At 45.9% G+C, this 11,998-nt stretch carries 10 protein-coding genes; all 10 read right to left on the reverse strand.

Features of this window, described 5'->3' with window-relative positions:
- Window positions 1–5: 5 nt before the first annotated feature.
- On the reverse strand, window positions 6–1,823 hold the full coding sequence (locus HVMH_RS07645) for a motility associated factor glycosyltransferase family protein (protein WP_029909552.1): 1,818 nt from the start codon (window positions 1,821–1,823) through the stop codon (window positions 6–8).
- Complete coding sequence (gene neuC / locus HVMH_RS07650; protein WP_051622995.1) at window positions 1,813–3,027, reverse strand: UDP-N-acetylglucosamine 2-epimerase; 1,215 nt, start codon at window positions 3,025–3,027, stop codon at window positions 1,813–1,815. Before neuC ends, HVMH_RS07645 begins: the two co-directional genes overlap by 11 nt.
- A 2-nt stretch (window positions 3,028–3,029) precedes the next feature.
- Window positions 3,030–4,058 carry an N-acetylneuraminate synthase gene (gene neuB, locus HVMH_RS07655; protein WP_029909557.1) on the reverse strand — a complete coding sequence of 343 codons (1,029 nt, stop codon included), beginning with the start codon at window positions 4,056–4,058 and terminating at the stop codon, window positions 3,030–3,032.
- On the reverse strand, window positions 4,058–4,732 hold the full coding sequence (locus tag HVMH_RS07660) for an acetyltransferase (RefSeq protein WP_051622996.1): 675 nt from the start codon (window positions 4,730–4,732) through the stop codon (window positions 4,058–4,060). The genes neuB and HVMH_RS07660 overlap by 1 nt, the downstream gene beginning before the upstream one ends.
- Window positions 4,729–5,979, reverse strand: a complete 1,251-nt coding sequence (locus HVMH_RS07665; protein WP_081822698.1) for a LegC family aminotransferase — start codon at window positions 5,977–5,979, stop codon at window positions 4,729–4,731. The genes HVMH_RS07660 and HVMH_RS07665 overlap by 4 nt, the downstream gene beginning before the upstream one ends.
- 51 nt (window positions 5,980–6,030) lie before the next feature.
- Entirely contained in the window at window positions 6,031–7,029 is a 999-nt protein-coding gene (locus HVMH_RS07670; protein WP_029909564.1) for an NAD-dependent 4,6-dehydratase LegB, read from the reverse strand.
- A gap of 38 nt (window positions 7,030–7,067) precedes the next feature.
- The gene (locus HVMH_RS07675; protein ID WP_051622997.1) at window positions 7,068–8,465 is read right to left on the reverse strand and encodes a murein transglycosylase domain-containing protein; all 1,398 of its coding nucleotides are present in this window, start codon (window positions 8,463–8,465) and stop codon (window positions 7,068–7,070) included.
- Between the two features lie 153 nt (window positions 8,466–8,618).
- A complete protein-coding gene (gene flgL, locus HVMH_RS07680; RefSeq protein ID WP_029909569.1) occupies window positions 8,619–9,659 on the reverse strand; it encodes a flagellar hook-associated protein FlgL in 1,041 nt (346 codons plus the stop codon).
- 17 nt (window positions 9,660–9,676) lie between these two features.
- Window positions 9,677–11,479 carry a flagellar hook-associated protein FlgK gene (gene flgK / locus HVMH_RS07685; protein WP_029909571.1) on the reverse strand — a complete coding sequence of 601 codons (1,803 nt, stop codon included), beginning with the start codon at window positions 11,477–11,479 and terminating at the stop codon, window positions 9,677–9,679.
- 20 nt (window positions 11,480–11,499) lie between these two features.
- Window positions 11,500–11,982 carry a rod-binding protein gene (locus tag HVMH_RS07690; protein WP_029909575.1) on the reverse strand — a complete coding sequence of 161 codons (483 nt, stop codon included), beginning with the start codon at window positions 11,980–11,982 and terminating at the stop codon, window positions 11,500–11,502.
- Window positions 11,983–11,998 lie beyond the last annotated feature (16 nt).

The following is an 11,998-nucleotide window of genomic DNA, read 5'->3' on the forward strand; positions in this document are numbered from 1 at the left end:
TTCAATCAGCCCACCGCCTCGATTTTATGCGCATTTTTTGTGAAATAAGCGAAGGTGTTTTTCGATAATTCCTGCTGCTGTTTTTGCTGCTCGTCTATCGCTGTTTGCAACTGATTGTAAATTGCTGGTGCATCCTGCTGCGCTTGTGCTGCTAAGGTTGAATGCTTCAATCGCCAAGGCAAGAAACGGTGCGGTTTATCATGCTGCAACCAAAGCTTTGTCAGTGCTTCGAAATCGTGCTCAGCTTCCAGCTCGTGCAATAGAAACTGCCCTTTTTCCTGCGACTGCTGAACGGTAGCAATCAACTGTGCCGCTGAGTCACGATAAGCTTCAAATAGTGTTTGAAAATATTGCCGCGTCAAAGCTTGGTTGTTAGGTTCTTGCTCCAGTTTTTCTGTCAACTGAATCACAAATGTGAAAAACTTAAAGCCGAATCGCTGGATAAAGGCATCCTCGCTGTGAGTTAACTTCTTCAGCTTTTTATCGGCTTTGGCGAACTTTTGTATCAACACTTCATCCGGCTGAGAAGACGACGAAGCTGCAAGCGTTTTGATGCAAAGTTGTTTAATATCTCGGTACTTTCTTTGCAGCGAGTGTAGTTCCGTCAGGAGGTGTTTGATAGCCGTTTTGCCTGAAGGGCTTTCTACAGACAACTTTGCTTGCAGATCATCAATAGATGTCTTTTGAGAGGATGGCAGCTTAAGGCTTGTGATGTCAGTTACATTGACACCATCGATTCTGGCGGCTTTAGGATTAAGGTTCCATAACTCAAAATCATTTGGCAAACCATAACGCTGAACGAGTGTTTGCAGCTGCTCTGGCAAAGCATCTATCGCGCTTTTGAATTCCAGCGTTGTCTCACAGATTTCACCCAAATAGTTTTCGACCTGCTCGCTTTGTTCATAGCGATGGGTGTGATTGGATTCTATGCTCCCCTTTAGGTGGGTTTCACCGGATGGTGGAAAACAAAAATCGAACCCTGCCAGGTAAACCGTTTTGCACCCCATGCCTAAAGCCGATACCACTGCAAGATTGGCAACGGTGCCGCCTGACACTTCCACATTCCTTTCTTGCCCGAAATCTTTACTTTCTTGAGGCCATTTTGGCCCCCAGTAAAGCATGCTGCCACCCCAACGCTCCAACAATGCTGGCTTGCTATAGTGTTGCACCACCAGAACACTCTTGTTCTGCAACAGCTCCATGTCTTGTGCATGCGCCAGTGAAGCTTCAGTAGGATCTGAGGCAACGAGAAAGTCGGGATAAACGTCCTCTTCCAAGAGTTTTTTGGCAAGCCTTGCCACAGCGAAAACAACCAACTTTTCCTGATGTTGTTTCAACCAGGGCAATAGCTTCTCAAGTGAAGGTGCCGCACCCAGAACCACCGCTGTTTTGCCTTCATAAGCATCCGAAAATTCAATAATCGGATGACTGAGGTCATAAACATTCAGCAAAGCATTTTTGACGTAAAAAGGATAATCCGCCCGAAGTTTGAAATATCTTAGAGATTCCAGCGCTTGAGGTAGTTGTTGCATCAAATCCAAAGCCAATGCATTCTGTTTGGACAATACAATCGCTTCTAGCTCTCGTGACTCCAACAGTTCATAAAAAGGTAACAGCGTGGTTTGCAAATCAGTTTGATAACCAACTCTGTGTAATTGTTCAGGTAGTTTACGATTGGTGGTCTCTGCGCTTTCAGTCTCGATTAAAAGGTAATGATCAGATTCAGCACTTTGAATTCGGGTATGAAGTTCGGCGTTCAGTTCGTCCAATGCGCCAATCAAAACGACAATAGGGTTACTGTCATCAGTCGCATTAAACGTCATAAGAGAGGTCGTAGAATCGCTTAGGCAGCAAGGTGTCAAAATCTGTTTTTTCAAGCACTTGGAGTATCTGTTGGGCGGTATCGCCTTTACCATAAAGGCTGGTGACGCCAGCTGTCGATAACTTCATGGCGTGGTGGATGGCGTCAATGATAGCGGCTGTAGATTCATCACATTGGATAATAGAGTCTGCCATCAGTCTGCCTTTTTGGCGTTCGCCTATATTCACAGTCGGCGTACCGATGGCGGGTGCTTCGATGATGCCGCTGGAGGAGTTCCCCACGACGACATCGCATAAGCCCATCAAGCTCAAATAACGCTGCGAGCCTAGTGAGGTAACAAACTCGGCATTCACTTCGGTTTCCACCACCCATTGTTGGATGCGCTGATTCAAAGCATGCCCACCGACATCAGTGTTGGACGCCGTCCAAACAATCGACATATCCGGGTAATCTGTTTTCAAGGATTCAAAGGCATTAAACAGGTTTTCCAGTGCCTGTTGCCCTTGTGTGTCCCCCCAAGAAACCGGATGATAAGTCACCAAAAAAATCGGGGAGTGAATGGTCATCTCCAAAAAGGTTTCGATCTCAGTCAACGGCAGTTTGTCGATCTGATAAATCACATCCAAACCCGGTGCGCCAACATTAAAGACGGTATCGGGTTGCTCGCCCATCTGAACCACTCTCTGGCGATAAGGTTCTGCAGCAACAAAGTGTAGGGAAGCCATTTTGGTAACCGCATGGCGGATAGCGTCATCTACCGCGCCTTCTGTCACCTCTCCCCCATGGAGATGGAAAATGGGGATATTCGCCAATAAGGCTGCCGAGCAGATGCCGAGTAACTCATAACGATCGCCCAAAACAAAGAGTGCATCAGGATGATGTTGTGCAAAAACCGACGCGAAACCTTCTAGTGCTTTGGCAGTGGTTTTGGAAATGCCGAATGGTGTGTCTAGCTCTGAATGGCTCAAAATGGGCACTTCTGCCGTAATGGGATGACCATCCTGACGGATGCGCTCAACGGTATAGCCTTGCTCATCTGACAAGTGTCCACCGGTAACATACAGCTGCAACTCAAAATCAGGATGCTTTTCCAGCAAACCAATCAATTGTGACAGTAGCCCATACTCGGCACGGGTTGCCGTCACCACAGCGATTTTGCGCCGGTTTTGTGCTTGTTGAAACTGTTTAGTCGAGGCTATCGTCAAGGCTATACTCCATCATCACCATCAATGCCAATCTCAATGCCATCATCCACTTCATAGTCCAACTGCGCCGTTTGCCCAAGAATCCTATCCCACTCGGCCGCTAGTGCACCTTTTTCCGAACGCTTGAGGGTGACATTGTCTTCACTCAAAATCATACCCGCTTCAATCGGCTGTTTGGCAACAATGCGCTTGCGAACCAAAGATTTGTGCCCGCTTTCGGAGGTTGAGGTAACTTTTTCACCCGACCCCAGAGCCAATTCGATATGACGAATGGCACTCACCATCGCCTTTAATTCCTGAGGTTCAAGACTGGCTTGATGATCTGGCCCCGGCAGGGTTTTATCCAATGTGAAGTGCTTTTCAATCACCGCAGCGCCTAACGCTACCGCTGCCGTTGGCACTTCAATGCCAAGAGAGTGATCCGACAAACCTACTGCCACCTGAAAAGTTTCCGCCAGCGTCAGCATCGCTCTTAAATTGACGTCCTCAAAAGGCGTTGGGTAAGCGGTGTTTGCATGCAGAATGGTGAGATGTTTTTTGCTCAAACCCGCTTTCAACAAGGTATCGACCGCTAAATGTACTTCGGCAAGATTCCCCATACCTGTCGAGAGAATGGTTGGCTCATCAAACGCGGCGATTTTGCGTAAATAAGGAATGGACAACAATTCGCCCGATGGAATTTTCCAGCGACGCATGCCCAAAGCTTTCAAGAAATCGATACTGTCATCGTCAAACGGCGTTGACATGAACTCGATGTTTTTATCGTTACAGTAATCAAACAATTCCTTGTGTGCGGCTTCAGAAAGCTCAAGTGATTTGAGTAGTTCGTACTGTGTTTGCGTTTGCCCGGTATTTTTTTCCTGATAAGCCGCTTGCGCCAGACTTTTCGACACCAAGCTGTCCGCCTTGAAAGTCTGGAATTTGACGGCATCCGCGCCTGCTTCTACCGCAGCGTCGACCAACGCAAAGGCTCGGGGTAAATCACCGTTATGATTCACGCCTGCTTCGGCGATGACAAAGACTGCAGCCATCAGTTATCCCCCAAATGATCATCACGCGAAATTGAACGAGGCTTTTTCAACACCGCCGGGCAACCGACATAAACTCCCGGTGTTTGCAAATGATGTGTCACCACCGCACCCGCGCCAACTAAAGAGTTTTCAGGAATCATCACCCCTTGAACCAACACAGCACCACTGCCGACAAAGCATTCATCCGACACTTCAACATCCCCGTTCAAGGTTGCGCTGGTAGAAATATGACAATGCTTGCCAACCAGAGCACCATGCTCAACTAATGCCTTGTGATTGATAATACTGTTATCACCAATACTAGCAAAATGGTTAACAATGGCATGATGCATCACCACAACCCCTTCCCCCAACCTGGCAGATCTTGCAACTCTTGCCAACGGCGAAACAATGCTCGGCAATTGTCCACCCAGTTTTTTCACCTTGGCGAATAAAGACTTTCTGACCGCGGCATGCTCGATTTGCCCGACGGTAATCACGCAATTCTGTGTGGTTTTGAGTAGCTCACTCAAATGATCGTCGGTACCGATAACCGGATAGCCCAACAAAGATTTGGTCTCTGCGCCTGGTGCTTCGACAATGCCAACAATCTCAAAACTGTCATTGGCCTCAATGACATCAATCACCGATGCACAATGACCACCGCCGCCGATCAGGAGCAAAGGCGTCTTCATAATGCTAACTCCACAGGTGGCGGGCAAATGACACCACTCGGTACATTCACGACTCGCTCGGCAAAAAATTCGGTATGCGTCATGTCACCACGCAATTCGTTTTGATAAATCTCAAGACGATGCATCGGCGTCCATAAAGGGCGAGTTTGTAAATTAGCGCCATTGAACTCGGATAAGAAGGCATCTCGATCTTCATTTGAATTCAGTACACATGCGTTCAGCCAGTAGTTTGGTAGATTGTCTGGAAAGTTCTGACGATAATCCGCGCCAAAATCTACCAGGTTGGGGGAGCCAGAAGTTTGAGTACTGCTCACCCAATCTTGATATTGCAACGCCAACTGATGTTTTTCAGCCAAGAAACTCGGCAGCTTTTTCATCTGTGCCACACCCAGTGCGGCATTGAGGTTTGGCATGCGCAGGTTGTAACCGATTTCATCGTGTTCAAACAACCATTGATGCGGAATTTTTGCCGTGGTGCTCAAATGCTTGGCATGTGCAGCAATATCTGGGTTGTTGGTCACCAGCATACCGCCGCCACCAGTGGTAATGACTTTATTACCGTTGAAGCTGAACACGCCGACATCGCCAAACGTACCGGTATGCACACCGTTGACAAACGAGCCCAAGCTCTCGGCGGCATCTTCAACCACCTTGATGCCATATTCATGACAGAGCGAAACGACTTGCTCAATCTCCATGGGAAAGCCAAGGGTATGCATCGGCGCACAAGCAGAAATAAGGCGATGCGAAGCCTTATGAAAACACTTGCCGTTCTGTTGATAGGTTTGTGTGCTTAAAAATTCTGCCAAAGCTTCTGCGCTCAACCCCATGGTTTTGGGAGCAACATCTACAAACACAGGATCGGCACCCAGCATTTTGATGGCATTCGGCGTAGCAACAAAGGTCAACGACTGGGTCAGTACCAAGTCTCCTGCCTTCACCCCAACCACTTTTAAACCGAGAAATAATCCCATGGTGCCGTTGACGACAGCTACTGCATGCTTTGCGCCAGTAAAGTCAGCAATCTGTTCTTCGAACGCGCCGACAAACTCACCTACCGAGGACACAAAGGTAGAATCAATGCAGGCGTTGAGCAGTTCTTTTTCGGTTTCATCAAAGCACGGCGCGTGTAACGGAACGAAATCGGATTCGGCAACCTGATAATGGTTACGAATAGCATTGGCAAGGCTTTGCCAGCGATCAGACTGAGCTTCTGAAGTTACATTTTTCAAATTGTCCGCCGTCATAAATTTTGCCACCTACCCATTTTCATCTAAATGTCTCGTCTAAAACCGGAGTTAGACATTATAGATATCGGCTTTGTAACGCTTAAGATTAGTTGGGTTGGTGAACCAATCAATGGTTTGTTGCAAGCCTGCGCGAATATCCGTTGCAGGTTCAAACCCGGTCAACTCACGAATCATCGTATTATCACACCACAGGCGGAAAACCTCAGAGTCTTTCGGACGGATACGTTGTTCATCCTGCACAAACACCACATCACTGCCCATCAGTTCTTTAATCAACTCTAGCGTATCTTGAACAGAGATCTCGTAGTTGGAGCCGATATTCACAGTTTCACCAATGGTTTTTTCCGATTGGGCAATCGCCATCATGCCACGGCAGGTATCGGTTACAAAATTGAAATCACGCGTTGGAGAGGTATCGCCCAACTTGATTTCTTTCATACCGTTGGCAATCTGCGTGATGATGGTTGGAATCACCGCTCTCGCGGATTGTCTTGGTCCATAGGTGTTGAATGGACGGGCAATGGAAACCGGAAATTCAAAGGCGTTGAAATAGGACATCACCATCGCATCTGCACCGATTTTACTGGCACTGTAAGGTGACTGGGGTTGTAACGGATGTTTTTCGTCAATCGGCACATACTGCGCCGTACCGTAAACTTCGGAGGTTGAGGTATGCATAAAACGTTGCACGCCATTTTCCATTGCCGCCTGTACCATGTTCAAAGAACCATTAACATTGGTTTCGACATAAGAGTTTGGGGCGACATAAGAATACGGGATGGCAATCAGAGCGGCCAAATGAAACACCGTGTGGCAATCCTTTGTAATTTGCTTACAAAGGAATGGATCACGAACATCGCCGCTCACCACTTCAACTTGGCTCAATACTGGAGATTGTTCGAGCCAACCCCAGTCGTTAAACGAATTGTATAGCGCTAGCGCTCTGACTTTAGCACCTGCATTGATCAGTGCTTCCACCAAATGAGAACCGATAAAACCATCTGCTCCCGTTACCAAAACCTGTTTGCCCTGCCAATATGGCTGCATCTCGATATCCTTTTTGTCCTTAACGATTTGGAGATGACTTAAGCATCATCCAATAATGCTTTATAACGGCTTTCGGCACGCAAGACTTTATCCAAATAACGACGCGTTTCATCCGATTGATGTTGATAACGCAAGGTACGATAAACCTGTTTTGGATTGAGTCGATTCAAGCGTGCAATGGCTTTGTCCGGCGTTTTACCAAACAAACCAAGTACCGTCTTAATGCCCCCATTATAAGAAGAAATGGTGACCATTTGCTTGATTTTGTCATTGCGAATATCTGAAAGATAGTCGTGCTTCAACAAGCTGAGGTAGGCGATGCCCATGCGGATATTTTTTTCTGAATCGAACAAATCCCATTTAGAAGGCTGTCCCGGTTTTTGGTCGATGTACTGATAGACGTCTTTTCCGGCGGTGCCCGGCTTTAATTGCATTAAACCAATCGCATTCGAAGAGCTCACCGCTTTCGGGTTAAATCCGCTCTCGGTTTCCATCACCGCATAAACCAGTGCCGGGTTAATATCGAATTTATTGGCGTAGGTGTTCACGATTTCGCGATAGCTTTTAGCCGGCCCTTTCAAACCGCTTTCATGTAAAGGAATATGCACTTCAACAAACTCACCGTCCTCGTCTTTTACCTCTTCCACCGAGGCGCTCATCAGGTAGTTGATGTAATCATATGCTTGTTTCGGATAACGGATTGGCAGTTTGTTTTCATCCAACACTTTACGGTAGAAATAGGGACGATTTGTATAATCAAGATGCTTGTCCGACAACAAATTGCCATCTCTGACCAAATGATGCGATAGCAAAAGTCTTGTCACGGCTTTTTTGATGTTTTGCGTGGTGGCAATTGCCTTTGGAAACTCCACGACCAATTCGTCCTGATAAATAACAAACGAAGGGGTGAGTTTTGACGCATGATTATGAGACAGTGTAGCTTTCTGCGGTTTTGCAATTGTCAAAACCGCAGGTCTCACGGAGAAATTAGTTGGCGTATCGGAAGCTTCAACCAAATCTAACCTTTCAGGCTGAGGCGAGCTGTATGTCTTGATGACAGGATTCGGCATACTCGAAACTCTAGTCGCGACATTGGTGGTGACACGAGTTTCAACCACTTGCAGCTTGGGCGTTTCTGAAACATCTACAACAGTATCTGTAGCAGCGTCCGGTTTAGTCTCAGGTTCGTTTTTCTCTGCATCTTTATTGTCCCAAGCGGTACTCAACATAACACGATGCGATTGAACAGGCTTGGCAGATGCGACTTGTAGGGTATTTTGTGTTGATGAACGCGGAATGATGGATTCAATTACTGATACGGCATTTGGCGATTCCTTGACGACCCAATGCTGGAAAGACACGAACAGGCTACCACTCACCACCATCAACATGGTAGAGGCAATAATCAAATAGACCCAGATTCTCGTATTAGACATGGCTTTCTCTGTCAAAAATTCATCATTATTATCAGTAAAGTATCAACAAAGAAGATATTAGCAATATGAAAGCCAATTCTGAAGAGAAAGGAAGCTTTTATAGAAAATTCAGAAAGATAAGCCTCTCTGAGAGGAGAGGCTTGTCAGTAATGATTAGCGGATATAGTCGAACAACGACATACCTTGCACTTTGGCAAACACTTGCTGTGCAATCTGCAAAGAGTTTTGTTTGGTCGTCAGGTCTGTGACACCTTGAACCATATCCATGTCTTGCAGGTTGGATAAACGTTGTTTCAAAGCAATGGTAAAAGTATCACCCGCAGTGCTTTGCGCATCAATACGGTTTTGGCGTCCACCAATTTCAGCAAGTGATGATCCCAGCTGTTTGATGCCGGTTTCCAAATCCGTTGCAATACTTGCCGGCGGCGCCAAACCTTGGTCAAGGTTGTCTTTCAATGTCACCAAAACATTCAAAAGACTAGGATCCACCCCAGCAGGCAAAGACGTTGCACCACCAGATAAATTAAATACAGATGCACCATTATCGGTAATTCTTACACGGCTTGAATCCCCTTTGTCGTTCGGGGTCAGCGTATTATCCGAATCGAAACCGATCTGAACAAATCGGGCACCATAGTTTGATTGTGAATCAACTGGCACACCACCATTTGAGTTATTACTACCGATATAGGCATAGTATTGGTTACCACGGGCAGTCATCGCAGCAGTAGTGTTACCATTTGCATCTGGAATGAACGCTGCCGTCGCATTGACGCTGTTTCCAGCGAACAACAACTCTCCTTGAGAGTTTTTGCTATTCATCAAGCTGCTCATGTGATCAATAATCTGACCGATTTCTTTTGCAGTCGCTTGTCTATCGGTTGCCGAATAGGTTCCGTTACTCATTTGCAGCGCCAACTCTCGCGCGCGCTGAACAGAGTTCACAACAGAATTCAACTGCGTTTCTTCCAAAGACAATTGAGAAGAAGCAAATTGACCATTTGTCTTATACTGAGACAAGCTATTAATTGTTTTATTCAACAGATTAATTTGCGGATTAGCAGAAGGATCATCACTCGGCTTGTTCACTCTTTTGCCTGAAGCAATCTGTTCTTGCAGGTTGAGAACCGCATTCTGATTATCCTGAATGGCAGAGTAACTTTTTGTATAAAACTGCATTGTTGAGACTCGCATAACCTTCTCCTTCTACCCTATCGGATTGCGCCAATCAACGTATCAAACAAGGTCTTTGACGCCTGAATGATTTGAGCAGACGCTTGATAGGCTTGCTGGAATTTTATCAAGTTTGCCGCCTCTTCGTCCAAACTTACACCAGACATACTTTCACGTCTGTCTGAAATCTGCTTATAAACGTTTGTTTGCGCTACTGATTGTGTTTGCGTTGCCTGAACATAAGCCCCCACATGCGTAGACATAAGTGAGTAGCCGCCTAAAAGCGTCTGAGCAGGATTGCCAGATGCATCATTAAACAATAACTTTTTATCCGACAAGTTCGCCAAGTTTGCAATATTGGTATTGTCTCCGATTGCTGCCGGTGTTGGCGCGACGTCAGCTGGATTAGGGCTTTGCCCACGTGTTGCCAGCTTATTAGGATCAGAGATTTCCGTTTTAAAATTATCAAGCATCCCTTGGTTAGGCTTAATCAAAAACTTATCACCAGATTGAACCGTACCCGCCGCAACTGAAGTGAAATCAAAGTTCAGTCCATCCACTTGCCCTGAAGCACCAAGTGCTACCGTCCCCAAAATAGTGGTTGGATCCTTTTGATCATAAATTTCAAAGTTACCGCCCGCATTAACCTTAATAAGATAATCTTTCGGTTGCAAATTACCAATAGCCGCATTCGCGGTTGCTAAGTCTGTTTGTTTCGCAGTATAAGTAGCAGGCTGTGTTGCTGGCGTATATGGCGGCTGATTACCGGCGATTGCTGGCTTGAAGCTGACAACGATATTCGTCCCATCTTCCGTACCAACGTTTTTGACACTCTTATCCGCAGTCAAACTAAGTGGCGTGTAAACATTACCGCCAGCGTTACCGTTCGCATCATAACCTTGGTAATGCTGCCAATTCACGCCTGCCACCAAGCCATTCAACATAACACCCAAATCATTGATTGTGTTGTCGAGCATATTAGAGCGAAAATCTAGAACCGCTCCCATTTGCCCGCCTTTAATTTGGCTAGACACCATTGTTTTCTGACCACTAATGTCCATATAGACTTCTGTGCGTCCATCATTCGTAAACTCTGAGGAGCTAGCTTGAAGATGGTTAACGGTATTGCCCGTTACCAATGGGTATTTACCATTCCCGGTGTAGACAACCATTTCTCCATCCGACTGAGTATAGGTCTTGATGTCCATATACTTACTCAACTCAAGTATTGCCTGATCTCGCTGGTCTAATAATTCATTCGGAGACGCTGTACCACCACTTTGCGCAATCGATACTTGTTTATTGATTTGATAAATCGTATCAAGACGGTTGTTGATTTCATCCGTCATACCACTGATTTGATCATTCACTTGTTTTTGTGTGTCTTTCAAAACGCCAGAAAGGTTACCCACCATCGTTTGCAGGTTGTTGGACTGATCGATGACTTGCTGACGACTACTGGTATCTGTTGGATTGTTTGCCAAGTTTTGGAAAGAATCGAACAGATTTTGCATGAAGTTCTGGATACTACCGTCGTTACTGGCAACCACCCCTTCTACTTGCTGCGCCAGCGAAAGCTGCTCATCATAACGAGACTTCAAACTATTGGCACTGACCAGTTGGGTTTGGATATAACTCGCATAAATGCGCTGAACGGATTCAACAGTGGAACCACCGCCTGTATAAGCGTTTCCAACCAAACCTGTTGAATTACTGATGATTTCGGCTCTTTGACGGTTGTAGCCTGGGGTCGATACGTTGGCAGTGTTGTTACCAGTTACCTCAATTGCTTTTTGGAAGGTACTGGCTGCACTAATGCCTATCGTAAGTAAGTTCGCCATAGTTTATTTCCTTTCTGGTCCTAGTCAGCACTAGCGCTATTTTTATTGATTGGTCTTGATGCCAAATTGCTTGCTGTCGTCATTGTCTGAACAGCTTGTCCTTCTTTACCTGTCAGAACATTCAGTGAATTTCCTTCTTGATGGAAATTCGCTTTAAGATCTGTTGGTTTCAGCGAAGGGTTCTTTGGCGCCAGTTGCTTAACTATCATATCGGCCAAACCAAGACTTCCTTTAGTCGAAAGCTCTTGGGCAATTTGCTGGTTATACCAATCTTTATAAAAATCCGCTTGGCCGCCATCCAGCCAACCGTTATCAAATTTTACTTTACTCGCTTCTTTTAAGATTTGCGATAAAAACAGTGCTTCAAACTGCTGAGCGACAGGCTTTAACGCCGCTAGCTGATTTTTTTTGGCTTCAAGCTTCAGTTCGTTTAAGTTATTCGGGCTCGAATAAATTTGCTGATACGCTTTCAAATCAGAAGATGGTGCAATCATATCTGCCATGGCACTGCCCCTCTTT

The sequence above is a fragment of the Hydrogenovibrio marinus genome, from assembly GCF_013340845.1.
Classification (GTDB): Bacteria; Pseudomonadota; Gammaproteobacteria; order Thiomicrospirales; family Thiomicrospiraceae; genus Hydrogenovibrio; species Hydrogenovibrio marinus.